20 protein-coding genes are annotated in these 26,995 nt (G+C 55.2%); 14 read left to right on the plus strand and 6 right to left on the minus strand.

Annotated features, from left to right (window positions below):
- Window positions 1–4 precede the first annotated feature (4 nt).
- Window positions 5–1,519, minus strand: a complete 1,515-nt coding sequence (gatB, locus tag MWU55_RS13495; RefSeq protein ID WP_246936814.1) for an Asp-tRNA(Asn)/Glu-tRNA(Gln) amidotransferase subunit GatB — start codon at window positions 1,517–1,519, stop codon at window positions 5–7.
- Window positions 1,520–1,832: 313 nt separating this feature from the next.
- On the opposite strand from gatB, the gene MWU55_RS13500 reads away from it, so the two are divergent.
- Window positions 1,833–2,429 carry a transglycosylase SLT domain-containing protein gene (locus MWU55_RS13500; RefSeq protein WP_246936817.1) on the plus strand — a complete coding sequence of 199 codons (597 nt, stop codon included), beginning with the start codon at window positions 1,833–1,835 and terminating at the stop codon, window positions 2,427–2,429.
- A gap of 60 nt (window positions 2,430–2,489) precedes the next feature.
- On the opposite strand, the gene MWU55_RS13505 is transcribed toward MWU55_RS13500, so the two are convergent.
- Window positions 2,490–3,017 (minus strand): hypothetical protein, encoded by a 528-nt coding sequence (locus MWU55_RS13505; protein WP_246936820.1) that lies wholly within the window; start codon window positions 3,015–3,017, stop codon window positions 2,490–2,492.
- A 64-nt stretch (window positions 3,018–3,081) separates the two neighbouring features.
- Window positions 3,082–5,634, minus strand: coding sequence for an aminopeptidase N (gene pepN / locus MWU55_RS13510; protein ID WP_246936822.1), 2,553 nt, complete (start codon window positions 5,632–5,634; stop codon window positions 3,082–3,084).
- Between the two features lie 189 nt (window positions 5,635–5,823).
- On the opposite strand from pepN, the gene MWU55_RS13515 reads away from it, so the two are divergent.
- From MWU55_RS13515 to MWU55_RS13530, 4 genes are all read left to right on the plus strand, one after another.
- Entirely contained in the window at window positions 5,824–7,926 is a 2,103-nt protein-coding gene (locus tag MWU55_RS13515; protein WP_246936826.1) for a malate synthase G, read from the plus strand.
- A 10-nt stretch (window positions 7,927–7,936) separates the two neighbouring features.
- Window positions 7,937–8,365: a heme-binding protein gene (locus MWU55_RS13520; RefSeq protein ID WP_246936828.1), complete on the plus strand. Its 429-nt coding sequence runs from the start codon at window positions 7,937–7,939 to the stop codon at window positions 8,363–8,365.
- A gap of 130 nt (window positions 8,366–8,495) precedes the next feature.
- Entirely contained in the window at window positions 8,496–9,242 is a 747-nt protein-coding gene (locus MWU55_RS13525) for a gamma-glutamyl-gamma-aminobutyrate hydrolase family protein (RefSeq protein WP_246936831.1), read from the plus strand.
- Between the two features lie 117 nt (window positions 9,243–9,359).
- Window positions 9,360–9,800, plus strand: a complete 441-nt coding sequence (locus tag MWU55_RS13530; RefSeq protein ID WP_246936833.1) for a cytochrome c — start codon at window positions 9,360–9,362, stop codon at window positions 9,798–9,800.
- A 54-nt stretch (window positions 9,801–9,854) separates the two neighbouring features.
- Here MWU55_RS13530 and MWU55_RS13535 read toward each other — a convergent pair whose 3' ends face one another.
- Together MWU55_RS13535 and MWU55_RS13540 are read right to left on the minus strand one after the other, a co-directional pair.
- A complete protein-coding gene (locus MWU55_RS13535) occupies window positions 9,855–13,070 on the minus strand; it encodes a Hint domain-containing protein (RefSeq protein ID WP_246936836.1) in 3,216 nt (1,071 codons plus the stop codon).
- A 311-nt stretch (window positions 13,071–13,381) separates the two neighbouring features.
- Window positions 13,382–14,521, minus strand: coding sequence for an aminotransferase class I/II-fold pyridoxal phosphate-dependent enzyme (locus tag MWU55_RS13540; protein WP_246936839.1), 1,140 nt, complete (start codon window positions 14,519–14,521; stop codon window positions 13,382–13,384).
- Window positions 14,522–14,796: 275 nt separating this feature from the next.
- On the opposite strand from MWU55_RS13540, the gene MWU55_RS13545 reads away from it, so the two are divergent.
- Together MWU55_RS13545 and MWU55_RS13550 are read left to right on the plus strand one after the other, a co-directional pair.
- Window positions 14,797–15,570, plus strand: a complete 774-nt coding sequence (locus MWU55_RS13545) for a DsbA family protein (RefSeq protein ID WP_246936841.1) — start codon at window positions 14,797–14,799, stop codon at window positions 15,568–15,570.
- A gap of 41 nt (window positions 15,571–15,611) precedes the next feature.
- Window positions 15,612–17,021 carry an N-acetylmuramoyl-L-alanine amidase gene (locus tag MWU55_RS13550; protein ID WP_246936844.1) on the plus strand — a complete coding sequence of 470 codons (1,410 nt, stop codon included), beginning with the start codon at window positions 15,612–15,614 and terminating at the stop codon, window positions 17,019–17,021.
- A 69-nt stretch (window positions 17,022–17,090) separates the two neighbouring features.
- Here the strand turns inward: MWU55_RS13550 and MWU55_RS13555 are convergent, their stop codons facing one another.
- A complete protein-coding gene (locus MWU55_RS13555; RefSeq protein ID WP_246936846.1) occupies window positions 17,091–18,521 on the minus strand; it encodes a Glu/Leu/Phe/Val dehydrogenase in 1,431 nt (476 codons plus the stop codon).
- 362 nt (window positions 18,522–18,883) lie between these two features.
- Here MWU55_RS13555 and MWU55_RS13560 point away from each other — a divergent pair, with 362 nt between their 5' ends.
- The 7 genes from MWU55_RS13560 to MWU55_RS13590 all read left to right on the plus strand — a co-directional run bounded on the left by MWU55_RS13560 (window position 18,884) and on the right by MWU55_RS13590 (window position 26,989).
- A complete protein-coding gene (locus MWU55_RS13560; protein ID WP_246936849.1) occupies window positions 18,884–20,905 on the plus strand; it encodes a Tad domain-containing protein in 2,022 nt (673 codons plus the stop codon).
- 40 nt (window positions 20,906–20,945) lie between these two features.
- Window positions 20,946–21,482: a TadE family protein gene (locus tag MWU55_RS13565; protein WP_246936852.1), complete on the plus strand. Its 537-nt coding sequence runs from the start codon at window positions 20,946–20,948 to the stop codon at window positions 21,480–21,482.
- A 12-nt stretch (window positions 21,483–21,494) separates the two neighbouring features.
- On the plus strand, window positions 21,495–22,184 hold the full coding sequence (locus tag MWU55_RS13570) for a hypothetical protein (protein WP_246936854.1): 690 nt from the start codon (window positions 21,495–21,497) through the stop codon (window positions 22,182–22,184).
- 130 nt (window positions 22,185–22,314) lie between these two features.
- Window positions 22,315–23,226, plus strand: coding sequence for a pirin family protein (locus MWU55_RS13575; RefSeq protein WP_246936857.1), 912 nt, complete (start codon window positions 22,315–22,317; stop codon window positions 23,224–23,226).
- Window positions 23,227–23,322: 96 nt separating this feature from the next.
- Window positions 23,323–23,781, plus strand: coding sequence for an isoprenylcysteine carboxylmethyltransferase family protein (locus MWU55_RS13580; protein WP_246936860.1), 459 nt, complete (start codon window positions 23,323–23,325; stop codon window positions 23,779–23,781).
- A gap of 177 nt (window positions 23,782–23,958) precedes the next feature.
- Window positions 23,959–25,530 (plus strand): Re/Si-specific NAD(P)(+) transhydrogenase subunit alpha, encoded by a 1,572-nt coding sequence (locus tag MWU55_RS13585; protein ID WP_246936861.1) that lies wholly within the window; start codon window positions 23,959–23,961, stop codon window positions 25,528–25,530.
- Window positions 25,531–25,543: 13 nt separating this feature from the next.
- Entirely contained in the window at window positions 25,544–26,989 is a 1,446-nt protein-coding gene (locus MWU55_RS13590) for an NAD(P)(+) transhydrogenase (Re/Si-specific) subunit beta (RefSeq protein ID WP_246936863.1), read from the plus strand.
- The last annotated feature ends 6 nt before the right edge of the window (window positions 26,990–26,995 follow it).

Here is a 26,995-nt window from a genome sequence, read left to right on the forward strand (position 1 = left end):
GAAATCAGAGGCCCAGCTTGGCCGTCACGATCTCGTTCACCGCTTTCGGATTGGCCTTGCCGCCGGTGGCTTTCATCACCTGTCCGACAAAGAAACCCACCAGCTTCGGGTTTTCCTTGGCCTTTTCGACCTGTGCAGGGTTTGCTGCAATCACCTCGTCCACGGCAGCTTCGATCGCGCCGGTATCAGTGACCTGTTTCATGCCGCGGGCTTCCACGATATCGGCCGGATTGCCGCCCTCGGTATAGACGATTTCAAAGAGGTCCTTGGCGATCTTCCCCGAAATATCGCCCTTTGTGATCAGTTCGATGATGCCACCCAACTGCTCGGGGCTGACCGGGCTTTCTTTGATCGAGTGGTCTTCTTTCTTCAAACGACCAAACAATTCGTTGATCACCCAATTGGCGGCCAGTTTGCCGTCACGACCATCCGCGACCTGTTCAAAGAAGGCGGCATTTTCAGCCTCAGCCGTCAGCACGCCCGCATCATATTCGGACAGGCCAAAGTCCGTTACAAAACGCGCTTTCTTCTCGTCCGGCAACTCGGGCAGCGTTTCAGCAATCCCGTCGACCCAATCCTGTTCGATCTCCAGCGGCAGAAGGTCAGGGCAGGGGAAATAGCGATAGTCATGCGCCTCTTCCTTAGAGCGCATCGAACGTGTCTCGTTCTTATCCGCATCGTAAAGACGCGTTTCTTGTACAACCTCACCACCATCTTCCAGAATGGCAATCTGGCGACGGGCCTCAAAGTCGATCGCGGCCTGAATGAAGCGCATGGAGTTCATGTTCTTGATCTCGCAACGTGTGCCAAGATGGCCGAAATCCTGCGTTTCCATGTATTTCTCGTACTGGCCGGGGCGGCAGACGGACACGTTTACGTCCGCGCGCATGTTGCCGTTCTGCATGTTGCCATCACAGGTGCCCAGATAGCGCAGCAATTGGCGCATCTTGGTGACATAAGCCGCCGCTTCCTCGGGGCCACGAATGTCGGGGCGCGATACGATTTCCATCAAAGCGACGCCGGTCCGGTTCAGGTCCACGAAGGACATGTTCGGGTCCATGTCGTGCACCGACTTACCAGCGTCCTGTTCAAGGTGGATGCGTTCGATCCGCACTTTGCGCGCCACACCGGGGGCCATATCGACGATCACTTCACCTTCGCCCACGATCGGGTGATAAAGCTGCGATATCTGATAGCCCTGCGGCAGGTCAGGATAGAAATAGTTCTTGCGGTCAAAGGCGGAAAATAGGTTGATCTCGGCCTTCAGGCCCAGTCCAGTGCGCACGGCTTGCTCTACGCAGAACTCGTTGATCACGGGCAACATGCCGGGCATGGCTGCGTCCACGAAGGACACGTTTGAATTCGGCTCGGCGCCAAACTTGGTCGAGGCCCCGGAAAACAGCTTTGCGTTCGAGCTGACCTGGGCGTGGATTTCCATCCCGATAACCAGTTCCCAATCGTCCTTGGCCCCTGCAATCACTTTCGGCTGAGGGCTTTCATAGGCGAGATGATCAAGCATGTGTGTTTTCCCAAGTGTCAAAACCTCTCCGGGTTCTAGTGGAGCTGACGAAAAGGGGCAAGAGGGCAGGCGCAGGAGATCTTTGGGTTCCAGATGGAAATGCTGCGATGCGGCAATCTCTCGGCTAAATCGTGGGTTGAGTGACCCTTGGGAAACCTGCGGCAACGCATAGCAGCTTTGCAAATAAGGCATATCAGCAATTTTCAGCTTATTGCTGCGATGCCGCAATTGCGGGGTTGCGAAGTGCAAGCAACAACCCTATTTCACCCCGATCGAACGAGTGGGAACGTTTGTAACCGACGTAGGTGGGAAGATGAAACGGATCATTATGGGCTTGGTGGCAGCGACATTGCTGTCAAATGCCGCACAAGCTGAAGACTTTTTTGGTACCAGCGCTGCACGCCAGCCGGTGCTGACAATGCAGTGGGATGAAAAGCCACATGCGAAAGCATGGACGGAGGCCACCATTGTAGCACTTCAAAACCACGGCACGGTTTTGTCGCAAACTGTGCCTGCAGATATTGCCGACTGGTGCCCTGATTATGAAAATCAGGATGCAGCAGGGCGCAACGCCTTTTGGGCCGGGCTTCTGTCGGCGCTGTCTTTTTATGAAAGCACATGGCGCCAAACCGCTGTTGGCGGTGGCGGCAAATGGTACGGACTTGTCCAAATTCTACCGGCCACAGCACGCGGCTATGGCTGTGAAGCACGGTCCGGCGAAGCATTGAAAAACGGCGAAATGAACCTGAGCTGCGCCGTGCGCATCATGTCGGTCACCGTCCCCCGGGACAACGTGGTGTCCCGCGGCATGAAGGGCGTTGCTGCCGATTGGGGCCCGTTCCATTCCAAGCGCAAACGCGAAGGCATGCGCAAATGGGTGCGTGAACAGAACTATTGCAAAGCCAGCTAAGGCTTTGCAATCAAGCGCCCCTTCCTTCCCACCTTCGGAGAAGGGAGCGCGACTTTGCTGTTATGAAATTCGGAAAGCCTTCTTCAAATCGATCAACGCATCCGATTGACGGTCAGATAGACCTCCGGCTGCAACAGCGGCTTCGTTGAGAACGGACATCAAAGGCTGAAACGACCCAGCGCCATCCAGCTGATAGATGCGTCTGCCGATCCGTGTGATCGCCTGATCTGGTGATCCGCACTCGTTCATCAGCCAGCGTCCATAGGTCAATAACTCTTCCGCGTCGCCGGTCGTAAGCTGATATTCGCGTCCCAAAGCCGAAATGCTGGCGTTTTGAGTTTCGGAACGCGGCAGACCATCCAGTTCGACAAACGCAGCCGCAAAACCCGCAACAAGTTCTTCGGGATGTTCACATTGTTGAACCGGATGGACGTTGGCTTGCCGTTTGAATTTCATACGACGAGGCGCACGACGTGCTTCCCCTGCAATCTCAACAACATCTTCAATCGTACCAACCGCCCCACGGTTACGAATGTAGAAGAAAATTCCGGCAACGATAAGCGTGCCGAGCAATCCAAGAATGGGCATAAAAGAAAACCTTCACTGATCAATTCTGGGGCAGAATGACCAGTGAAGGGTGAGAAGGTCAAGCTTATCCGTTCAGAATACGCCCGAGCATTTCTTGACTGTCGCGGCTGATGCCCTCGGCATTCAACATGCGCTCGATTTGCGCTTTCATCATCGCTTGGCGATCCGCATCGTAACGGCGCCAAGTCTCAAAAGCCGATGTCATTCGGGCTGCGATTTGCGGGTTCACTGGATCCAGCTTGATCAGCCAGTCCGCCCCAAGCTCATAGGCTTTACCCGAGCTATGATGGAAGCCCGCAGGATTCATAGCCAATGCCCCAAAAAGCGCACGGAAACGGTTGGGGTTTTTCCAGTTGAACGCCGGGTCCTTACTTAGCTTTTCAACCACGTCCGCCGCTTCATCCGGCACAGCATGATACACCTGCAGCGAAAACCACTTGTCCATCACCAGATCGTCGTCTTCGAACTGTTTGCGGAAATCGGCAAGGGCTGCGTCGCCTTTCTGGGCTTGCAGCAGATACCCCAAAGCGCCAAGACGCAGGGTCATGTTGTCGGCCTTGTCGTAAAGCGTTTGTGCCGCTGCCCCACCGTCCAAACGGTTTAGCAAGTTCAACAGACCAAGACCAAGGGCGCGTTTGCCTGCCTGTTCGGCATTGGGTGCAAACGGCTCGGTCACGTCCATTTCCGCCATCATGCGGGGTAGGTGATCTTGCAGATGTTCTGCCATTGCCTGCCACAACGTTTGCTGGGCGCGGTAGATCTTTTGTGGGTCGGGTGTGATGCCCGCATCAAACAGGGTTTGGGCCAGATCGTCTTGGCTTGGCAATCCAAGCGTCAGGGCACGGAAGGCTGGATCCAAGCTTTCGTCACGCAACATAACGGTGATCGCATCTAGGTAAGCCTCTAACGGAGCATCCTCTCCAGTCACCAATGCCACCAACACGTCTTTGGCCAACGTGCGACCGGCCTCCCACTTGTTGAAGGGGTCGGTGTCATGGGCCAGCAGGAACGCGCGTTCTTCCGGCGAGCTATCACGTTCCAAGATCACAGGGGCCGAGAAATGGCGCAGCAGCGACGGCACGGGCTTGGCGGCAAGACCTTCAAAGGTAAAGCTTTGTTCGGCTTCGGTCAGCTCAAGGATCTGCGTTGAAACAACTTCGTCTCCATTGGGGTTCAGAAGGCCCACGGCAAAGGGAATGTGCTGCGGCAGTTTTTCATCCTGCCCCGGTGTGGGGGGCGTCGACTGGCGCAGGGTCAGCGTATACGTCCCATCCTTCCAGTCGTCCGAGACCGCAACACGCGGTGTGCCGGCCTGCTTGTACCAACGACGGAAATGGGTCAGATCGCGCCCGGTGCTGTCCTCAAAAACCTTCACCCAGTCTTCGATCGTGGCGGCCTCTCCATCATGGCGTTCGAAATACAGATCAAGCGCTTTGGCATAGGCGTCATCGCCCACCAGCGTCTTCATCATGCCGATCAGCTCGGCACCTTTTTCATAGATTGTTGCGGTATAGAAGTTGTTGATCTCGACAAAGCTATCGGGCTGGACTTGGTGCGCCAGCGGGCCGTTATCCTCGCGGAACTGACGTCCGCGCAAGGCCGAAACATCATTGATCCGGCACACAGCCTTGGACCGCATATCGCCCGAGAATTGTTGATCGCGGAAAACGGTCAGCCCCTCTTTCAGGCTCAGCTGGAACCAATCCCGGCAGGTGATCCGGTTCCCGGTCCAATTGTGGAAGTACTCATGGGCAATGATCGCCTCGATCCGTTCGAAATTCGCATCTGTGGAGGTTTCGGGCGATGCCAACACGGCAGAGGTGTTGAAAATGTTCAGCCCTTTGTTCTCCATCGCGCCCATATTGAAGTCGGACACGGCGACAATCTGGAAGATATCAAGGTCATATTCGCGCCCGTAAACCTCTTCATCCCATTTCATGCTGTCTTTCAAAGCCTGCATGCCAAAGGCGGTCTTGCCTTCGTCGCCGGGGCGCACCCACAGTTTCAGATCGACTTCTTTACCGGACATGGTGGTGAAGCTGTCATCGCGCGCCACCAGATCGCCTGCGACCAGCGCAAATAGATAAGCCGGTTTGGGCCACGGATCATGCCATTCGGCCCAGCCGTCCCCTGAAGCTGTTGGGTTGCCGTTTGACAGAAGAACCGGATCAGTTCCTTCGATGCGCACCTTAAACGGAGCCATCACGTCCGGGCGGTCGGGATAGTAGGTAATGCGGCGAAAGCCCTCGGCCTCGCATTGGGTACAATACATGCCGTTCGACATGTAGAGGCCGGACAAGGCGGTGTTGTCTTCGGGGGCAATCTCGACCTCGGTTTCCCATGTAAAGGGCGCATCCGGCACGTCCGCCGTTAGGCCATCTTCGACGAATTCCGGCGTGATCTCCTTTCCGTCAATTGTCGCGCGGATCAATGTAAGCTCTTCGCCATGAAGGAAAAATTCTTTCGACGTGGCGTTTGGGTTCGGTGTGAACCTGATTTTCGAGATCACGCGTGTGGCCGTTGGATTCAACAGGAATGTCAGCTCGACCGTGTCGATCAAAAAGGCGGGCGGCGTGTAGTCTGCCAGATAGATCGGTTGGGGGGCGGCGTCTTTCATGTGATGTCCTTCATAAATGGGGCCAGACCCGAAACCTATGCGGGTAAGACGAGAGCTGCAAGTGCTGGCAAGCGGTGCCGGTGGAGTTCGGGCAAGCTTAGTTTAAGTGGCGTCAAAATAAACGGACTTGCGGTTTTGTTTCGCATAGGAAACTCTGTCGTTCGACACAGAGTTTAAAAGGGGATCGGCATGAGTGACTACATTGAACGGGCAGGGCTTCAGGTCCATCGTGAACTGGGCCGCTTTTTGGAAACACGCGCGCTGGCCCGTACGGCGTTGCGCTATGATGATTTCTGGGCGGGCTTTGCCGCGATCCTGACCGATCTGGCGCCAAAGAACCAAGCGCTTTTGGAAAAGCGCGCGAGTTTGCAGGCGCAGATCGATGCTTGGCACAAAGCGCGGGCAGGGAAGCCTCATGTTGCGGAGGAATACCGTCGCTTCTTGGAAGAGATCGGATACCTCGTACCTGAAGGTCCCGATTTCACGATCGAAACCGAAAATGTCGACCCCGAGATCGCAATGATCCCCGGCCCGCAGCTGGTTGTGCCGATCATGAACGCGCGCTATGCGCTGAACGCGGCCAATGCCCGCTGGGGTAGCCTCTATGACGCGCTTTATGGGACGGACGCCTTGGGTGATCTTCCGGCAGGCAAAGGCTATGACCAGGTGCGTGGCGCGCGCGTCATTGCCGCTGCGAAAGGGTTCCTGGATGCGGCATTGCCCTTGGCTGATGGCAGCTGGTCCGAGGCTGTGATGAGCGGGAAAACCCCGCCTGCGCTGGCCAACCCGTCGCAGTTTTTGGGTGGGCGTGATGGAAATTACTACTACGAAAACAATGGGCTAAAGATCGTTCTTGAATTCGATGAAACCAGCCAAATTGGCGCGTCTGATCCCCTTGGCTTGTCTGATGTGAAGCTTGAAAGCGCCATGTCGGCAATCATGGATTGCGAAGACAGCGTGGCCGCTGTGGATGCGGAAGATAAGGTTCTGGCCTATTCCAATTGGCTTGGCTTGATGGACGGCTCACTGACCGAAGAGGTCACGAAGGGCGGTAAAACCTTCGAGCGTAAGCTGAATGACGATCTTGTTTTTGACGGGCCGGATGGGGAAGTGACCCTGAAAGGCCGCGCGTTGATGCTGGTACGTAATGTGGGCCACCTGATGACCAATCCGGCCATTTTGCTGCCTGATGGCAGTGAAGTGCCTGAAGGTCTGATGGATGCGGTGATCACCACCCTTTGCGCCATGCATGACTTGATGCGCGAGGGCGGCAACTCGCTGCATGGCTCGGTTTACGTGGTGAAACCCAAAATGCACGGGCCGGAAGAGGTTGCTTTTGCAGATGAAATTTTCACTCGCGTCGAAGACCTGCTTGGCCTGCCTGCAAACACCGTGAAGCTTGGCATTATGGATGAGGAGCGGCGCACATCTGTGAACCTTAAGGAATGCATTCGCGCCGCAAAATCCCGCGTTGCATTCATTAACACTGGCTTCCTCGACAGGACAGGCGACGAGATTCATACTTCGATGGAAGCGGGCCCCATGATCCGCAAGGGCGACATGAAAAACGCGCCATGGATTTCGTCATATGAAGATCGCAATGTGGATATCGGGCTGGCTTGCGGTCTGAAGGGCAGGGCGCAGATCGGCAAGGGCATGTGGGCGGCCCCTGATCGCATGGCCGACATGCTGGATCAGAAAATTGGCCATCCTCTGGCCGGGGCGACCTGTGCCTGGGTGCCAAGCCCAACCGCCGCCACGCTGCACGCGACACATTACCATCAGGTTGATGTCATGGCGCGTCAGGACGAACTTGCAGAAGGTGGCGCGCGCGGCGCATTGGAAGATCTTCTGACGATCCCTGTGGCTGCAGGCGTGAACTGGTCGTCAGATGAAATCCGTGAAGAGATCGAGAACAACGCCCAAGGCATCCTTGGCTATGTGGTGCGTTGGGTCGATGCAGGGGTAGGCTGCTCGAAAGTGCCAGATATCCATGACATTGGTCTGATGGAAGACCGCGCGACCTGCCGGATTTCAAGCCAGGCCCTTGCCAATTGGCTGCACCACGGTGTGGTTTCCGAGGATGAGGTCATGGCCGCAATGCAAAAGATGGCCGCCAAAGTGGATGGCCAGAACGCGGATGATCCGTCGTATCAAGCCATGGCACCGGGATTCGATGGCGTTGCCTTCAAAGCGGCCTGCGACCTTGTGTTCAAGGGACGGGCGCAGCCATCCGGCTATACTGAACCAGTGTTGCACGCGCGGCGACTAGAGAAAAAATCAGAAGGTTAAGGTGCTGGAAATGAACCGGATTACGTTGGACGCAGCCCGTGTCATCATTCATGATACGATGGCTTATGGGCGCGACAAAGGAATGAAACCGCTGTCGGTTGTTGTGGTCGATGCCGGTGGGCATGTGCTGGCCTTTGAACGCGAAGATGGGGCGCCTCCGGGCCGGTTCGATATCGCGCGCGGTAAGGCCTATGGTGCGGTCATGCTGGGCATTGGCGGCACAGCACAGCGCGAGCGGGCCGAGGCACAATCCTACTTCATCACTGCCGTTGGCGCGGCCTATGATGGCAAGATGATCCCGGTTCCGGGTGGCATTCTTGTGCGCAATGGATCTGGGGAAGTGATCGGCGCCGTTGGTGTCACCGGCGATACCTCAGAAAACGATCTGGACGCAGGAAGCGCGGGAATCAATTCCGTCGGTTTAACCGCCGAGGGGTGATCGCGCCGCATCACGGTGCATTGATCTGGTGCGTGAGGGTTTGAACTTCGACAAAAGCTGCATTACGTCATTGAAAGGCACATTTGCGCAAAGACATCTGTCTTGAGGCACAACAATCGTCGGAGCAGACATGACGCGACCCATCGTCGGTATTATCGGTAATTCCTATCTGTTGAACGATCACTACCCGACCCATGCGGGCGGCACGATGAACTCCGAAGCCGTGTCGCAGGTGTCGGGATGTCTTCCCTTGATCGTTCCAACCGATCCGCGCTTTGTGACCGTTGACGAGCTGTTAGAGACCTGCGACGGATTTCTTTTCACCGGCGGTCGCCCGAATGTGCACCCGGAAGAATATGGCGAGGATGAAACCGAAGCACATGGTGAATTTGATCGCTGCCGCGATGCGATCACTTTGCCTTTGATCCGCGCTTGCGTGGACCGGGGCCAACCTTTCTTCGGCATTTGCCGCGGGTTTCAAGAGGTGAATGTGGCCATGGGCGGCACGCTCTATCCCGAAATCCGAGAGCTGCCCGGACGTATGAATCACCGCATGCCACCAGATGGCACGCTGGACGAGAAGTTCGCCATCCGCCATGACGTCCATTTCGACGAGGGTGGCGTGTTTCATGATATGTTGGGCAAAACCGTTCGCACCAACACGCTGCACGGGCAGGGGATCAAGACCTCTGGCCCGCGCGTGATCATTGAAGGCCATGCCGACGATGGCACACCCGAGGCGATCGTCATCAAAGACGCACCCGGCTTCACACTTTCCGTGCAGTGGCATCCCGAATACATGGCGACTGAGGATCCGGTGTCGCGCGTTTTGTTCACGGCGTTTGGGGACGCGGTGCGGGCGTGGGCTGCTACTTAAGCCAATGGTCACAACCCTGTGACTTGGGCCCGATGGGGTCAGATCCGCATTGACCTTCCCCTTGCTGGAACCCGTATGGCCAATCTTGATAGTGATTGGTCAGGGAAACAGGGCGCAATGAAACCAGTATATGTTTTAGGGATCGCCGGGCTAACTGGGGCGGCATTGTTCGCTTGGATTGGGCTTGGCTCTCACCCCGATGTGCAAGACGTAAGCGTTGGTGATGCAACGGCGGCACCCACTGAAATGGTTCAAGTGACATTGCCTGAGATTGGCAACGACCTTGCGATTGGAGCGCGAGCGTTCACGGCGAAATGCGCGGCATGTCATGGACCGTCTGCAGGGGGGCTTGAGGGATCGGGCCCGCCGCTTATTCACAAGATCTATGAACCATCCCATCATGGGGACAATGCGTTCTTCCGCGCGGCTGAGTTGGGTGTGCGAGCGCATCATTGGCCGTTCGGAGACATGCCCCCGGTCGATGGCATTACCCGCGCAGAGATTGCAGAGATCGTGAAATACCTGCGTGTGGTTCAACGGGCGAACGGGATCCTCTGATAGAAAAGGGCCCCAACTTTGTGGGGCCCTTCTAATGATAAGCTTGCTTGAAACTTAGCGCGTCAGATCCAACACGCGCGCTTCATAGCCTTTCAGAACCATACGTGCGGTGTCACCGTATTGGCGTGGTTCACTGCGCAGTTCCGGGAACAGCGTGAACAGCTCTGCACGGGACGCGTCGTCAATGGCACCCAAGCCTTGGTGGCCGGGGTGGAAGCTTTCCGTCGCAGCGCCGTTGGCAAAGATCACCTCGTGCTGATCAAACATGATGTGGAAATAGGTTACCTGATCCACTTCAGTTTGAGTTGCACAGCCGCTTTGCAGCAGGTGAACAGCTGGGATCATAACTTCGGGCTGAGCAAACAACAGGTTGGCCTGCGGACCCTCGTACACCATGCGGTGTTGCGGGGATACGATCAGGTCGCTGTGATTGCCAAAGGCACCTTTTTGGATGAGAATGGGGGCAAGCTTGCCATGCCCTTCAGTGGCTTTCTGGCCGATCCAACGGATGGGCTGAAGCCCGTGATCGCGGGTGACAACCATATCACCGGTCTTAAGGTCTTCGACCGGACGTTCACCACGATCCGTCAAAATCATGCTGCCCGTTGTGAAGCAGATGATGACATTTTCGATGTTGGTGAAGTTGATGACCGTGCCGTCCGACAGCGTAACTGTTCCGCTTTCCGGATCATTCGGGTCATAGACAATGTCATCATGCGTAGCCAAGCCGCTTAGATACAGCGTGTCGACATCCGAATCGTCTGGGTCTTCGTTGCCATCGATGTTGATGACAACGCCCGGGCCACCGGTTGCCTCGGTCGGGTCCAAAATGAACGTGTCGTCGCCAAGACCACCTTCGGCAGTATCATTGACGCCGAAGTTAATCGTATCGTCGCCCTCGCCACCGTAAAGTTCGTCCGCGCCTTCGCCACCTGTCAGGGTGTCATCGCCGCCTTGGCCATAGATGATGTCATCACCTTCGCCACCGTCGATGACGTCGTCCCCGGGAACAATCGTATCTACGACAGTGTCATAGTGGATGTCCGAGATGCCGATCAGCTGGCCAGAAGTACCACCATTCTCATAGATGATCTCAATTTTGGAAAGTGGGCCAGCAATGGTGACAAGCGCAGATGCGTCTTGATCGCCCCAACCTTCACTGCCAATTCCCGAAGTAATCGTGTTGCCCGAAACGGTATCTGTACCGTTCGGATCAATCGTTACGGTGACCAGATTTCCATCAGCGTCATAGGCGTTGATTGTGACGATGTCTTGCCAGCCGTCAGAGTCCAACTCGCTTATGCGGAACGTCACATTTTCAACTTCGTCCTGAACACCTGTGGTATTAGACGAAAAGTCAATTGTGGTTGTGCTAGTCGGCGTAGAACCTGTCCCACCAAGGGAGAGGTTCGAATTTGGATCAAACGGCTCACCAGCCTCGGTATAGGCGGTGTCAGAAGTTTCGACGCTGAAGTCGTTACCGCCGCCATCATTTGAGAAGGAAACCGAAACATCCATCTGCCCGGTGGTCTGAGTAAACCCTGCTGAAAGATCTGTTTCGTCCGCGCCTTCCGAACTCCAGTTCAGGGATTCCGATGCCGAAGTGACAGGCGAGGGACCTTCGTCACCATAGATCGTGTCGTTGCCGGTACCGCCATCGATATCGTCGTTTCCGGATCCAGCGATGACAGTATCATTGCCTGCACCTGCCACAATCACATCGTCATTCGAGCCATCAAGCGCATCATTGTTGTCAACGAAGTCGCCATCCGGATCGCCGGTGTACGACGCATCGATCAGATCATCGCCAGCGGTGCCTTCGACAATGTAGTTATTGTTGGTGTCGTCACGGAAATCGTAATCTCCGCCAACGGCAGCGTCACCATCCGTATCGTCCAGCGTCAGGTTGCCGGAGCCGTCAACGTCGTCGTCATTAACGTCCCAGCCAACGACGTCGTCCACAGCATCCATAATACCGTCGCCATCACTGTCGCCAGATGCGTCGATGGTCGCTTGGTCCACGCCGTGACCGGCCTCGTCGACATCCAAGATGCCGTCATTGTCACTGTCAGTGTCCAGATAGTCGGCGATGCCGTCTCCGTCGGTATCAACGGGTGTCAGACCGCCTGTTTCATAGGCATCGTCAAGTCCGTCACCGTCTGTATCGACGCCAGTCGGGGCGACATAACCAGCCGAGGTCTGCGCCTCGACGTTGTCGGTGATGCCGTCATTGTCGCTGTCCAAATCGAGGTAGTCAGCGATGCCGTCCCCGTCTGAATCGAGCGCATCTACATCAAATGTGTAGCTGGCCTCGAAGCCGAAGTCTTCATAGCCGGTGCTGCTGATTGGGTTGCCACTGCTGTCGAGAACAGTTGTTCCATCAATGGAAAGTGAGAAACCTGCATCCGAGTTGGAATCATCATCCGTCCAAGACAGACCATCGCCGTAGGAATCCAGCATGCGGAACGTGTAATCAGGTCCAACTGGAAGATCGACGTCCCATGTCTGGACACCAGAGTCTGTGACCGTACCCGAGGCAACGACATTACCGTTGCTATCAAGGATTTCCCACGAGTTCTCTTCACCTTCTTCAGTGTTAGAATAGAAATCGCCGTCGACGGTGACTGTGAATGTCTGGGTCCCAGCGCCCTCATCCACGTCCAAGATACCATCACCATCGGTATCAACATCGGAAGAGTCTGGCACTCCATCACCATCGGTGTCGGTCGTGTCAGGAATATCGAATGAGAAATCTGTAATGCCCGATCCGCCGGTGGAAGGTGCATCTGGTCCTGGCGCAAAGGTCAGGTTGATCTCAGAAATCTGCCCGCTGTAATTGAAGGATACATTGTTTGCATTGCCGCCTTCAGATTCAATTGTAACCGAACCGTCGGGGTTGGCATATACAACATCCTGATCCAACCCGCTGATCGAGGCGATAATGTCCGCACTGTCGATCAGATCGCCATTTTCATCGTAGGCGTAGATCGTCCAAGAGTCGTCATAATTGACTTCATCGCCATTCACATGCTCGAAATCGAAGGAGAGATTTTCGACAGGCTCAGAAAACTCGTAATTGGCAGTTATGTTTGAGGTGACGCCAAACGCGCCGAACTCCGACACATTGTAGCCACTCTGACTATCATCCCAATTGCCAGTGAACGTCCCTGTTACGGTGGTAGAGTTCGCACCGTCTGTGATTACGGTGCTACCATTTTGTGCCTCACCGCTCGCGCCGGTGAGCCAAATTGCATTGTCTAGAGTGGCCATGTCTTTCCCCAGTCTCGTTCAATCGCTACGCTTGCCGTTGTCCGACTGAGTGTTGCCGAACATGACAAAATTAATGGTCATCCACCCGACCAATAACTACTGCTCTCTTCCTATCCCAATGGCTAATAAACCACTGGGTCTAACATTTGGCTACTTATGCCCGCCTAAATGCGACAAATTCAAGGCGAAGAAGCGGAAAATTTCATGTAAATAAGGGGAAAATAGGGGCAAACGTAACCCATTGTTTACCAACCGTAAACCGAAGGTAGAGGTGGCGGTGAGATCCTACGATCTTGACGTGATAACTTGAATCAGCTGCGTTTCATGAAGCGCTTCAGGCGGGTCAACCCTTCGCGTATATCCTCGGTTGAACGGGCATAGGAAAATCGAAGGGTTTGGTGACCGCGGATCGGGTCGAAATCCATGCCGGGCGTGACGGCCACATCGGCTTTTTCAAGGATCTCAGCGGCGAAAGCCCGGCTGTCATTTGTGTGCTCACTCACATCTGCATAGATGTAAAACGCGCCGTCAGGTGGGGCGATTTTGTCAAACCCGGCTTTGGGCAGCTCTTCCAGCATCAGCTGACGATTGGTGCGGTAAGTAGCCAGATTGTCGTCCAACTCGTCGCGGGCTTCTAAGGCTGCCAGCGCGGCGATTTGGCTGGCATGGGGCGGGCAGATGAACATGTTCTGAGCCAGACGCTCGATGGTGCGGATATGATCCTCGGGGACAACCATCCAACCGACCCGCCAACCAGTCATCGAGAAATACTTTGAAAAACTGTTGATCACGTAGATGTCATCCGACACTTCCAGCGCCGACACAGCCCGATCTTCGTACTGAAGGCCGTGATAGATTTCGTCCGCAATAAAGCTGGTATCCTTGGCGCGGCAGGTGTCGATCAACCCCTCCAGTGCGGCGTGATCCAGCATCGTGCCGGACGGGTTGGCAGGGGAGGCGGTGATCAGACCGGCCAGCCCATCGGGGATGTCTGCGGGCACGGGTTGCAACCTGTTCTCAGGACGGGTCTGAAGGCCAACCGGCTGCAAGTTCAGGGCTTTCAGAATTTGGCGATAGGAGGGATATCCGGGTTCCCCAAGTCCGACTTTATCACCTGCTTCGAATAGCGCGGTGAACGCAAGAATGAAAGCGCCCGAACTGCCCGGTGTCACCACCACGCGTTCTGGATTGAGGTCAAGATTATACCAATCTTTATATAGGCTTGCGATGCCTTCACGAAGTTCCGGAAGGCCAAGGGCAACGGTGTAACCCAGCGCGTTTTCGTCCATCGCCTGTGTCAGTGCCTGACGTGATTTCAGCGGTGCCGGGGTCGACGGTTGACCGACTTCCATGTGGATGATGTGACGCCCCGAAGCCTCGGCGGCGCGGGCAGCTTCCATCACATCCATCACGATAAAAGCATCGACGTTTCCACGGTTGGAACTTTTCATATTTTGCCCTTTCTTCCCACTCAGGCTGTGTGACGATCTGGTCGTTTAATCGATGCGTCCTGCCTTGCAGAGTTTTACAAGCGCGTAGCTTGGATCAAGCTAATTGATTTGGCTGAGGGGTGCCCGTCCTGTATGCGGAAGTCAATGCGCCAGAATGCACCGATCGTCGCGACGGGTTGCAGGCAATGGTTGGCAGTGTCGCGTGTTTGGCTTACATCGATGGCAACACAGTTTTACCTTGCCCGATCCGGGTGCCCAGACAGGAATGACCGCCAATGAAAATTGCTTTGCCACGCACCCTGCGCCTTGCCACTTTGACTGCTGTTCTCGGCTTGGCCACAGCCCTTCCGGCTTCAGCTCTGGATCTTGGCGCCTTGTCTGAAGATGAACGCAACGCCTTCCGCGATGAGGTGCGGGCGTATCTGCTGGACAACCCCGAAGTGCTGATGGAAGCCTTCGCCATTCTTGAGCAACGGCAGGCGGAAGCTCAGGTTCAGCAAGACAAAGATCTGGTCACTGTAAATGCTGACGACATCTTCAATGACGGCTTTTCCCACGTGGCTGGAAACCCGGACGGGGATTACACGATTGTCGAGTTTGTGGACTACCAATGTGGCTACTGTCGGAAGGCCTATGAGGTGCTTCAAGATCTACTTGAAGAAGATGGCAATATCCGGTTGATTTTGAAAGAATTTCCCATTCTCAGTGAGGCCAGCCTGATCTCGGCGAGATTTGCAATTTCCGCTCAGCAGAACTTTGGTGAAGAGGCCTATGCTAAGCTGCACGATGAGCTGATTGCTGTGCGCGGTACTGTGACCGAAGAGCGCTTGATCGAGATTGCAAATGAGCTTGGCTTGGACGGTTCAGCAATCGTTGCCGGCATGTCGTCGCCTGAGGTTGATAAAGTGCTTAAAGCGAACCGTGATTTGGGCAAGCGCTTGCAGATCACTGGGACACCGGCCTTTGTCATGCAGAACACTTTGGCGCGTGGCTACATGGAACTGGAGCAGATGGAATATATGGTATCGCAAGGCCGCGCTGCACAGTAAGCTGATCACAGACAGGGACAATCAACGGTAAGTTGGGATTGATGGCAGGATCAAATTCTTGGGGCTGGGGTGGTCGCTGGCTTGCGGCGTGTGTGTTTGCAGGGCTATTTCCTGTGTCGGCATGGGCTGACAGCGATCTGGCACCCGAAACCTCAATTCTGCCAAAACCACGACCAGCGGTGACTGTTCAAACGGACCAAAGCCCTGAAACGGGGAAGGGCGCTGTCACAGACAACGCCTCCTTGCCGGATACAACCAAGACACCCGCGGGGCTAAGTGGACTGGCCTATTTGGCTGGCGAAGGCGTCGCGCTTACGGATCGGTGGCGCGGTGTCGCGATTGAGGTGCCGATGACACAAGCCGTTCCGTGGCGGGTGTTCACATTGGACAACCCCAAACGGCTGGTTATCGACTTCTCGGAATTGGATTGGCAGGGGATCGATATTCCGACTCTGTTGTCTCAAGGGGATTGGTTCTCAGACATCCGGGCGGGGCTTTATCGTCCCGGCTGGACCAGGATCGTCTTTGGCTTGTCTGCTCCGTATCAGGTCGTGTCCGCGGGTCTTCAAACACAGGATCAAACCGCGGGAAGCTCTGCGCAACGGGTTGAGGCTGCACGGTTGCGCATCGAATTGACCACCGGTTCAGATGCAGATTTCGCCGCCGCTGCAGGTGCGCCCAAAGATGCTCTGTTTGACCGTCCAGCCCGCCCGATGCCGTCGCCTAAGACGCGCCAACGGGGTTTTGGTGATATCACAGTGGTTCTGGATCCCGGCCACGGGGGCATTGATCCTGGTGCTGAAAGGGGCGGCGCTGTTGAGGCGCATCTGATGATGAGCTTCGCACGCGAACTGAAAGAAGAGCTTTTGCGGGCAGGTGGGTTCAACGTCGTGCTGACACGCGATGCAGATGAATTTGTACCGCTTGAGGAGCGTGTGACCATCGCACGGCGGGCAGGGGCCGACGTGTTTTTGTCGCTCCATGCTGATGCGCTTGCACAAGGCAGGGCGACCGGGGCCAGCGTGTATACGTTGTCACAAGATGCCTCTGACGAAGCATCGCGCAAGCTGGCCGAACGTCATGACAGAAGCGACATTCTGGCGGGGGTCGATCTGTCCCAGCAAGATGATGCGGTTGCGCTGGTGTTGATGGACCTTGCCCGAACCGATACCGCCCCGCGTTCCGAGGCCTTGGCAGACAGTCTGGTTGAAGGCATTCACAGCGCCACGGGGTCGACCTATAAGACGCCGCGGCTGCAAGCAGGGTTCTCGGTCCTGAAAGCGGCCGATATCCCATCCGTTCTGATCGAGCTAGGCTTTCTGTCGTCCGAGCGTGACCGGGAACGTCTAACATCGCGGGAATGGCGGGCCGATGCCGCACGCGGGATACGCGAAGCGTTGCAGTATTGGGTGCTGCAGGATGCAGGCAAAGCCGACCTTCTTCGCCAGTAAGCCTTGTCCTCAAAAGAGTACGGCCACCGCATTGGGTGGCCGCATCCGTTTCAGGTGTGGTCGATCAGATCAGAGGCCCTTGGCCCGATAGCTGGCTGCGATACGGTCAATCGACACGATATACGCCGCCATCCGCAGGTCATCCACGTCGTCACGCGCATGCCATACCTCGCGCATCGCCTGATAAGCAATACGCATCGTGTCATCCAGACCCGAGCGCACCAGCTCCAGCTCGTCCGCGCCGCGCAGGTACTTGTCTTTGAACTCTGGCGTCATGGACCATGCATCGCCCAGATAGCGATCAAGGCGCTCCAGCTCGTCCACAACCAGCTGGTGACGCGCTTCTTCCTGACGACGCTGCATGCGTCCAAAGCGAATGTGGCTCAAGTTCTTGACCCATTCGAAATAGGACACGGTCACACCGCCAGCATTTGCGTAAAGATCCGGGATGATCACCGTGCCTTTGTCACGCAGCACTTTGTCCGCGCCAGACGTGATCGGACCGTTTGCAGCCTCGATGATCAAAGGCGCTTTAACGCGCTCGGCATTGGTCAGGTTGATGACGCCTTCAAGCGCAGCAGGGATCAGAATGTCGCACTCTGCTTCCAGCAGCTCTGGACCATTTTCGATATACTCAGCGTCCGCAAAGCCCTTAACGCCGCCATGTCCCGCGATCCAGTGATGGACGGCTTCGACATCCAAGCCATTTTTGTCGAATAGGGCGCCGTCACGCTCGATGATGCCAATGATCTTAGCGCCGTCCTCATGAGCCAAGAACTTGGCCGCGTGATATCCAACATTCCCAAGGCCCTGCACCACGATACGCTTGTCTTTTAACTTGCCGGTCAGTTTGGCTTTCTTGATATCTTCCGGGTGCCGGAAGAACTCACGCAATGCATATTGAACGCCACGCCCGGTTGCTTCAACACGCCCAGCGATCCCGCCCGCATGGGGCGGTTTGCCGGTGACACAGGCCCGTGCGTTGATGTCGGTTGTGTTCATCCGCGCATATTGGTCTGCAATCCAGGCCATCTCACGCTCGCCGGTGCCCATATCTGGGGCAGGGACGTTTTGTGATGGGTTGATCAGGTCACGTTTCGCAAGCTCATAGGCGAAGCGACGGGTGATCAGCTCCAGCTCGTGCTCTTCATACTGACGTGGATCAATGCAAAGACCGCCTTTCGATCCCCCAAAGGGCGTTTCGACCAGCGCGCATTTGAAAGTCATCAAGGAGGCGAGGGCTTCAACCTCGTCCTGATCAACAGCGATGGCATAGCGAATACCGCCTTTGACGGGTTCCATGTGCTCCGAATGTACGGAGCGATAGCCGGTAAATGTCTGAATCTCGCCTCGCAATCGCACGCCAAAGCGCACGGTATAGGTAGCATTGCAAACTCGGATCTTCTCTTCCAAGCCTGAAGGCAGGTCCATAAGGGAGGCTGCGCGATTGAACATCAGTTCAACAGATTCTCGAAAACTCGGCTCATTCGTAAGGGACATTTTGTACCTCTGTACAGGTTGTGCATTCTAATTGCTGCAATGCCGCAGAATCGCTTTGAACTGCGACAATACAGCACAGAGGTTAGGAGGAATTGAGCAAAGTACCACCCCATAACACTACCGACCGGGCGGTCATGGAATACGGCGAAGTGTTTCCATACCAGAAACGAGTTAACTTTTCAGTCACAATTTGTGGTTGATTCGTGAACAAAAATGGGCCTTTAGTGACCATTGTGATGATTTAGGTTTCAATGATCACAGGGTCGCCTTATTTTTGACACAGGGAATTTGTTGCTTAGCCTTGCTGAAAAGCGGGTGCGAGTGTCCTGTGGATCGCAAGAATGCGACCGGGAAGGGAAAAAATGGCTCATATTTCGGAGCATAAGAGTATGTTTGAATCGGCTTCTAAAATCAGGCTGGCGCTTCGCCGGCCGTTTTCGCGTGTTAAGACTTTTACATCTGACGAAGATGGCGCGATGTACATTTTAGCCATGTTCTTGTTTGTTGTAATGCTGATTTTTTCAGGGCTCGCAATTGATTTTATGCGGTATGAGCTGCACCGGACGCGCCTTCAAGCAACTTTGGATCGTGCAATCTTGGCTGCGGCCAATCCCGATCGCATTATTGCCGCTGAGGTTGGCCAAGAAGCGGCGCGTAAGGCCGTTGTGCTTGATTATTTCAAGCGGGCTGGTCTGGAAGATACCATCGATGCAAATTCTGTAACGGTTGAGATGAGCCAAGGGCAGAGCATTGTTGACGCCTCTGCATCTTTGAATATTACGACACCGTTCCTGAACTGGTCGGGTGTGTCCGAGCTTTCTGCTCCTGCAGCGGGACGCGCGGAGAAGGGCGTGGCGCTTACTGAAATTTCACTTGTCCTTGACGTTTCGGGTTCGATGCGAGGGGACAAGCTGACGGAATTGAAGAAGGCGGCGATCGAATTTAGCAACCTATTGCTGTGTGATCCGGCAGACGCTTCAAAATCCACGGATTGTACTATCCCAGAACCTGATGTTGCAAACGGGGTGTTTACGAAGACTTCGATCTCTTTGATACCCTATGCAGCCTATGTGAATGCGGGCGACGAGCTGTTGCAAGCATTTGATCCGGTTGGCGCACATGCCCGCAACAACTGCGCAACGTTTTCAGAACAATCCTATGGAAAGATTGGTGTTATACCGACACCAGATGCGCTCGGTTTGGCGGCAATGTCCAATGAGGATAAACGCGATTTTCTGATGCATCAATCATCGGCAGCGATGATGGCTAGAAGCATCGGTTCTACGTCAGAAACAGGCGAAGTCTACAGAGAGAGCACATACCTACTTGATCGTACGCCTTGCTATCGGGCGTCAGATACATGGCGGAATGTCAGACCGTTCCAGCATTCCGCAGCCACTTTGAAAACTGCTGTGAATTTGCTGCAGGCTTCGGGAAACACCTCTATCGATGTTGGGCTGAAATGGGGCACAACCCTTCTGCATCCTGGCGCTGAGCCAGTTGTTGACGAGCTTACCACTGGCCAGCCTGTACTAGATGCCGATGGCGATCCAGTACTTGATGGCACTGGTGCGCCGGTCATGACAACGCCGCTGATCCACGAGACCTTTAGAGGCCGTCCATATAACCCCAACAGCACGAGTTCGCGAAAAATTGTCGTTCTTATGACCGATGGGTTCAATACCTCCGCGATTGAGATGTCACCAGAAGTGCGCGCAGGGGATTCACCGTTTTGGGTAACCAAACCCTCAAAAATCAAGAGAATACATCGTGATAGCGGAGACGTTAGGCAACAGCGCGGCGGCAATGTGCTGTCAGTCTATGATTCGGATACAGAAAAGTATCAATGGCATTTTGTTCGCGAAGACAGTTATGGGGACATTAGGCAGGTCATAAAAACCGGAACGTCAAGTAATCCCTTTACTAAAGATCACCCCTTCGGGACACTTCCTACGGATTGTTTTAATTCGGACAAGACTAGAAGATACTGGCGGGAAATCTGTGCAAACTATCCCGATCCCACGGATCCGGCCGAACCCAGAAAACTCACATATGAGCAGTTTTGGGGGGAAGAGAACTATTATCCGAAGTTCCTAGAGAACCAGTTTCCTTGGATTGAGAACGACGTAAGTCTGAAGGTGGGATCAACCGCTAAGAACACTCGGCTTCTTGCACAGTGTAGTGCTGCGGAATCGTCCGGAATTATCGTGGTCACAATCGACATGTCCTCGGGCAATAGCACGATGGAATCCTGTGCTTCGACAGCGTCTCTGGATGGCAGTGCTATAGCGAAAAAACAGTATTATCCCGTGTCAACGACTGACATTGCTGAAACCTTTAGGAAGCTTGCAAACGACATCAACAAGCTACGTCTAACGAAGTAAAACGTGAACGCGTAGAAGCTTGAGTGGAAAGAAACTGCAGATGACAACACTAATGTCCAAAATGCGCCGTTTCATAATGTCGGCAGACGGGTCGACAACTATAGAATTTGTCATTTGGTTTCCGCTCTATATGACACTTTTCTTAACCTCTTTCGAGCTGACCTATTATGGTTTTCGTTCTGTGTTTTTAGAGCGTGCAGTGGATATGCAGGTGCGTGAGCTCAGACTGGGGCAACGTCCTGCGGATCTTGACGAGCTTAAGGAAGAGATTTGTGAAAAGACGTTGATCGTATTCGGGGATTGCGAGCGGGAATTGACCGTCGATATTCGCGACATCAGTACATCCACTTGGAATGTTCCTGAAGGTCCTCTGCCGTGTGTGGATCGCGCTGATGACTTTAAAGAGCCGGAGGATGTTGAATTCGGTCCCGGCGGCGCAGGGGACTTTTTGCTGCTTCGCGCCTGTTTTGTAACCGATCCATTGTTTTCGACGACGCCATGGATTTTGGGCCTTCCGCGTGACGCATCTGGCGGTATCGCCTTGGTTGCCGTCACCACATATGTGAACGAGCCTTAAGGGGACGCTGGTATGTCAGAGATCTTTTCTAACAGAAGTGCGCGGAAAAGCCGATTTGGTTCGGTTTCGCGACGCATGAAGGCGTTTCAACAGGAAGAACGCGGTTCGATCACCATTGAGAGCCTTATTATCCTGCCCCTTCTGTTTTCTGCATTGATGGCACTGTTCACGTATTATGATGCCTACCGAAAGCAGTCGCTTTCATTGCGCGCGAACTATGCGATCTCGGACTTTTTGTCTCGTGTTTACAAATACGACAATACAACCGTTACGGGGTTGGACAACCTGTTCAGCTACTTGTCGAAAACAAGCGAAAAAAGCTGGATAAGGATCACCGTTGTTAAGTGTGATGTCGTAGATACCCAGTGCAACAATCCACTTGATCGCAAGCTAAAGTACATGAGCACTGACTCAGCGGCTAGTCCGGGTGAAGGCAGTGCAAAATACACTGATGAAGCCCAGATGATCAATGCTCTTGGCGCGAAGATACCCAATATGTACGAAGGCGAATACCTTTTCGTTCTGGAAACGAGCGCCAGTTATAGGCCCATTTTTCCTGGAAGCTGGACCGGAATATACTCGACTGACTTCAAGCAAAGTGTTGTGACCAAGTCTCGTGAATTCCAATTCTTGTGCTTCGAGGGGGAAGGTAAGACTTGTGTAGATCCGAATGTCACTTTTGCTGGATCTACTTCAGGGTAATGCCGGTCGCTGCTCGCTATTAGCGTCTGTGCATATCTGAACGTACCAGTGTTCATCTGTGCAAGTTGCGCGTTTGTGCGCGGGTAACTAGCTTCCTTTCATACATGATGACAAAGGAAGCGAGGATCTTATGTCCATTCGGCCCGTTCTATCCGCCAATCCGTCTCAACCAACTTTAGAGGGGGCTGGGGTGCATTTGCACCGCGCGTTTGGGTTTCAGGAACCCGAGGCGTACGATCCCTTCTTGCTGTTTGATGACTTCCGCAATGATGATCCGCGCTTATCGGCGAAGGGCTTTCCTTGGCACCCACATCGCGGGATTGAAACCATCACCTACGTGTTGGCCGGTGAGGTCGAGCATGAGGACAGCTTAGGCAATAAAGGTGTTCTTGGCGCCGGTGACATCCAGTGGATGACCGCAGGTTCTGGCATCATGCATCAAGAGATGCCAATCGCGAACCAACGCGGTCAGATGCACGGGTTTCAGCTTTGGGCCAACCTGCCGCGTGATCTTAAGATGACCTCCCCGAACTATCAGGATGTGCCAGCGGTCGAGATCCCTGTGATTGAAGAGGATGACGGCACCAAGGTCCGCGTGATTGTTGGCAACTTCTGGGGCCGCGCTGGCCCAGTCGATGGGATCGCTGCAGATCCGCTTTATCTGGATATCAGCGTGCCTGCAGGTGTGACCAAAACCTTCCAGGTCAACACCCGTCGACAGGCCTTTGCCTATGTTTTCGAAGGGGCAGGGGCATTTGCTGACGCGGCGGTCCCGCAAGGAGTGCTGTTGGAAAAAGAAGTTGCTGGGCACGAGGTTAACATACGCGACCTCTCGGGCAACCGGACGGTGATCCGCTTTGGCGAGGGGGATGATGTGCGCGTACAAGCCGGACCAGAGGGGCTGCGCTTTCTTTTGGTGGCAGGTGCGCCAATCCGCGAACCTGTGGCGTGGCACGGGCCGATCGTTATGAACACCAAAGACGAACTGCGCCAAGCCATGAGCGATCTGCGCAATGGAACCTTCATCAAACCCGCACATTAAAGGAAATGTCACATTTGGTTTTGGTGATGTCGGTCATTGCATAAACCTGACGAATTGTTACAAGGGCAGCAATGCTGCCTTTTCGCTTGGGAAACCATGGCCAAACTGCTCCGAATTATTGATCTGCCTCCGGTTTGGCTTCTCGCCATGACCGCGATCGCATTCGGGCTGGATCGTTGGCTGCCAGGCCTCGGATTTGGTTGGAATTGGTCCTATTGGTTGGGAAATGGACTGTTTGGGGCAGGGATCGGCGTGATGGTTCTTGCAGTGTGGGAATTCCTGCGCGCACGCACGACGCTTATCCCTCGTCAGACCCCTTCAACGTTCTTGCAGTCAGGCATCTACCGGCTGACCCGCAATCCGATCTATCTGGGCGATGCGCTGGTTCTGGGCGGACTGGTCTTTCGCTGGGACGTCTTACCGGCGCTGATCTTGGTGCCGGTCTTTATGAGAATCATCACAAGCCGCTTCATCATTGGTGAAGAGGCGGGACTGGCCGAGTTATTCGGTGATGAGTTCCAAAACTGGGCCGCGACGGTACGTCGTTGGCTGTAATTTGCTGCAAAGCGGCATTGAACCGCGACCTGCTGTCGCGTATTGAAATAAAATTGTCGCAGCAAGCGTCGAAACGATAGCTTCTTGCGCAGTGGATGCGTATAGAATGCGCCATGAAGCCGCCGGGGCCGGGGGGGAGACCCCTCGTTCGGCACACGACGGGAGAAGGAAGAGACTGTGAAAATCGGTGTACCCAAGGAAGTGTTCGAGGGCGAAAATCGCGTTGCGATGACGCCTGAAAGCGCCAAGATGTTGCAAAAGCTGGGCTATGACTGCGTGATCGAGACTAAGGCGGGCGCAAATGCCGGCTTCTCGGATGCGGTATATAAAGAAGCAGGTGTCGAGGTCGTAAAGACCGCCGCTGCGCTTTGGAAAGCTGCTGACATCATCGCGAAAGTGCGTCAGCCCAATGATACAGAGCTGAAACGCCTGACCGCTGACAAGACGCTGATCAGCTTCTTCAATCCGGGCGGCAACGAGGACGGGCTTGAGAAGGCCAAGAAGTCCGGTGCCAGCGTGATTGCGATGGAAATGGTGCCGCGTATTTCGCGTGCGCAGAAGATGGATGCGCTGTCCTCGATGGCGAACATCGCAGGTTACCGTGCTGTGATCGAAGCGGGTAACAACTTTGGCCGTTTCTTCACCGGTCAGGTGACCGCTGCTGGTAAGGTTCCGCCTGCCAAGGTTCTGGTGGTCGGCGCTGGTGTGGCCGGTCTGGCTGCCATCGGTACTTCAACCTCGCTGGGTGCGATCACCTATGCGTTCGACGTGCGACCCGAAGTGGCCGAACAGGTTGAATCGATGGGCGCCGAGTTCGTCTATCTGGACTTCGAAGAAGAACAGCAAGACGGCGCTGCCACCGGTGGTTACGCTGCTGTGTCTTCGCCCGAATTCCGCGAGGCCCAATTGGCGAAGTTCCGCGAGCTGGCTCCTGAAGTTGACATCGTCATCACCACCGCGCTGATCCCGAACCGCGAAGCTCCTAAGCTTTGGCTTAAGGATATGATCGACGCGATGAAGCCGGGCTCGGTCATCGTTGACCTTGCGGCTGAAAAAGGCGGCAACGCCGAAGGCACCGTGATGGACGAGAAGGTCGTGACTGACAATGGCGTGACCATCATCGGCTACACTGACTTCCCGTCGCGCATGGCATCGCAATCCTCGAGCCTGTATGCCAACAACATCCGTCACATGATGACTGACCTGACGCCCGAGAAGGACGGCAAGGTCAATCACGACATGGAAGACGACGTGATCCGTGGCGCGACCGTGACCCATGAAGGCGAAATCACCTTCCCGCCGCCCCCGCCGAAAGTGCAGGCCATCGCGGCCCAGCCGAAGGCCGAGGTCAAGCAACTGACGCCCGAGGAAATCAAGGCACAAGAAGCCGCTGCGTTTAAAGCGCAGACCAAGCAGCAGGTAACTCTGCTGGCGGTTGGCGGCGCGCTGCTGCTGCTGTTGGGTCTTTATGCGCCTGCCAGCTTCATGCAGCACTTCATCGTGTTCGTTCTGGCCGTGTTTGTGGGCTTCCAGGTGATCTGGAACGTCTCGCATTCGCTGCACACACCGCTCATGGCTGTCACAAACGCCATTTCGTCGATCATCATTCTGGGTGCGCTGATGCAGATCGGATCGGGGTCCTTCCTCGTGATCCTGCTGGCCGCAGCCTCGGTCTTCATGGCCGGGATCAACATTTTCGGCGGCTTCCTCGTGACACGGCGCATGCTCGCCATGTTCCAGAAATCTTAAGGGGGTAGGGATCATGGAATTTGGTTTCACCACGGCTGCATATGTTGTTGCAGCAGTTCTGTTCATTCTCTCCCTTGGCGGTCTGTCGGGACAGGAAAGCGCGAAACGCGCGGTATGGTACGGCATTGTCGGCATGGGACTGGCAGTTGTCGCAACGCTGATCGGCCCCGGTTCGGGTCTTTGGTGGCTGTCGATCCCGCTGATCGCAGCGGGCGGCGTCATCGGGTATCAGCTGGCCTCTAAGGTCGAGATGACCCAGATGCCCGAACTGGTCGCCGGCATGCACGCGCTGGTCGGTCTGGCCGCTGTGTTCGTTGGCTTCAACGCGCATTTCGAGATCGGCAATGCCGCTGAAGCACTGGCTGCTGGCGGCGATGCTGTCAAAGAGCTGGGCGCCTTCGGGAAGCTCATCGCCAAGAAATCCGCCGTTGAGATCAGCATCCTGTTGGTTGAACTGTCGCTGGGTGTCTGGATCGGTGCCGTGACCTTTACCGGTTCGGTTATCGCCTACGGCAAACTGTCGGGCAAAGTGACCTCGTCGGCTGAAAAGCTGCCCGGCGGTCACATGCTGAACGCGGGCGCGGCTGCGCTTTCGGTCATCTGTCTGATTTGGTACCTGAACACGGCAGCCTTCCTGCCGCTGATCATCCTGACCATCGCGGCGCTGTTCATCGGATATCACTTGATCATGGGCATCGGCGGTGCCGACATGCCGGTGGTTGTGTCGATGCTGAACAGCTACTCAGGTTGGGCGGCTGCGGCCATCGGCTTCTCGCTGGGCAACGACCTTCTGATCGTTGTGGGCGCGCTGGTTGGCTCGTCGGGTGCGATCCTGTCCTACATCATGTGTAAGGCGATGAACCGGTCGTTCATCAGCGTTATTTTGGGCGGCTTTGGTGGCGGGTCTGATGGTCCGGCCATGGAAATCGAAGGCGAACAGATCGCCATCGACGCCGAAGGTGTGGCTGCTTCGCTGGAAGAGGCCGACAGCGTGGTCATCATCCCCGGTTATGGTATGGCTGTGGCACAAGCCCAGCAGAACGTGGCCGAGCTGACCCGTCGTCTGCGCGCCAAGGGCAAGAATGTCCGCTTCGCGATCCACCCGGTTGCAGGACGTCTGCCCGGTCACATGAACGTGCTTCTGGCGGAAGCCAAAGTGCCTTACGACATCGTGCTGGAAATGGACGAAATCAACGACGACTTCCCGGAAACGGATGTCGCCATCGTCATCGGCTCGAACGACATCGTGAATCCGGCAGCCCAAGACGACCCCAACAGCCCCATCGCCGGCATGCCGGTTCTGGAATGCTGGAAGGCCAAGCAGGTTTTCGTGTCGAAACGTGGTCAGGGTGCTGGATATTCAGGCATCGAGAACCCGCTGTTCTTCAAAGAGAACACGCGCATGTTCTATGGCGACGCCAAACAGTCGCTGGATACGCTGCTGACGCTGATCAACTAAGCGCAG

It is taken from the genome of Aliiroseovarius sp. F20344, assembly GCF_023016155.1.
Taxonomy (GTDB): domain Bacteria; phylum Pseudomonadota; class Alphaproteobacteria; order Rhodobacterales; family Rhodobacteraceae; genus Aliiroseovarius.

Bases quoted from the DNA above. Each gene is read 5' to 3' on its own strand.
- gatB (WP_246936814.1), bottom strand. From the start codon at position 1,519: ATGCTTGATCATCTCGCCTATGAAAGCCCTCAGCCGAAAGTGATTGCA.
- MWU55_RS13500 (WP_246936817.1), top strand. From the start codon at position 1,833: ATGAAACGGATCATTATGGGCTTGGTGGCAGCGACATTGCTGTCAAAT.
- MWU55_RS13505 (WP_246936820.1), bottom strand. From the start codon at position 3,017: ATGCCCATTCTTGGATTGCTCGGCACGCTTATCGTTGCCGGAATTTTC.
- pepN (WP_246936822.1), bottom strand. From the start codon at position 5,634: ATGAAAGACGCCGCCCCCCAACCGATCTATCTGGCAGACTACACGCCG.
- MWU55_RS13515 (WP_246936826.1), top strand. From the start codon at position 5,824: ATGAGTGACTACATTGAACGGGCAGGGCTTCAGGTCCATCGTGAACTG.
- MWU55_RS13520 (WP_246936828.1), top strand. From the start codon at position 7,937: ATGAACCGGATTACGTTGGACGCAGCCCGTGTCATCATTCATGATACG.
- MWU55_RS13525 (WP_246936831.1), top strand. From the start codon at position 8,496: ATGACGCGACCCATCGTCGGTATTATCGGTAATTCCTATCTGTTGAAC.
- MWU55_RS13530 (WP_246936833.1), top strand. From the start codon at position 9,360: ATGAAACCAGTATATGTTTTAGGGATCGCCGGGCTAACTGGGGCGGCA.
- MWU55_RS13535 (WP_246936836.1), bottom strand. From the start codon at position 13,070: ATGGCCACTCTAGACAATGCAATTTGGCTCACCGGCGCGAGCGGTGAG.
- MWU55_RS13540 (WP_246936839.1), bottom strand. From the start codon at position 14,521: ATGAAAAGTTCCAACCGTGGAAACGTCGATGCTTTTATCGTGATGGAT.
- MWU55_RS13545 (WP_246936841.1), top strand. From the start codon at position 14,797: ATGAAAATTGCTTTGCCACGCACCCTGCGCCTTGCCACTTTGACTGCT.
- MWU55_RS13550 (WP_246936844.1), top strand. From the start codon at position 15,612: ATGGCAGGATCAAATTCTTGGGGCTGGGGTGGTCGCTGGCTTGCGGCG.
- MWU55_RS13555 (WP_246936846.1), bottom strand. From the start codon at position 18,521: ATGTCCCTTACGAATGAGCCGAGTTTTCGAGAATCTGTTGAACTGATG.
- MWU55_RS13560 (WP_246936849.1), top strand. From the start codon at position 18,884: ATGGCTCATATTTCGGAGCATAAGAGTATGTTTGAATCGGCTTCTAAA.
- MWU55_RS13565 (WP_246936852.1), top strand. From the start codon at position 20,946: ATGACAACACTAATGTCCAAAATGCGCCGTTTCATAATGTCGGCAGAC.
- MWU55_RS13570 (WP_246936854.1), top strand. From the start codon at position 21,495: ATGTCAGAGATCTTTTCTAACAGAAGTGCGCGGAAAAGCCGATTTGGT.
- MWU55_RS13575 (WP_246936857.1), top strand. From the start codon at position 22,315: ATGTCCATTCGGCCCGTTCTATCCGCCAATCCGTCTCAACCAACTTTA.
- MWU55_RS13580 (WP_246936860.1), top strand. From the start codon at position 23,323: ATGGCCAAACTGCTCCGAATTATTGATCTGCCTCCGGTTTGGCTTCTC.
- MWU55_RS13590 (WP_246936863.1), top strand. From the start codon at position 25,544: ATGGAATTTGGTTTCACCACGGCTGCATATGTTGTTGCAGCAGTTCTG.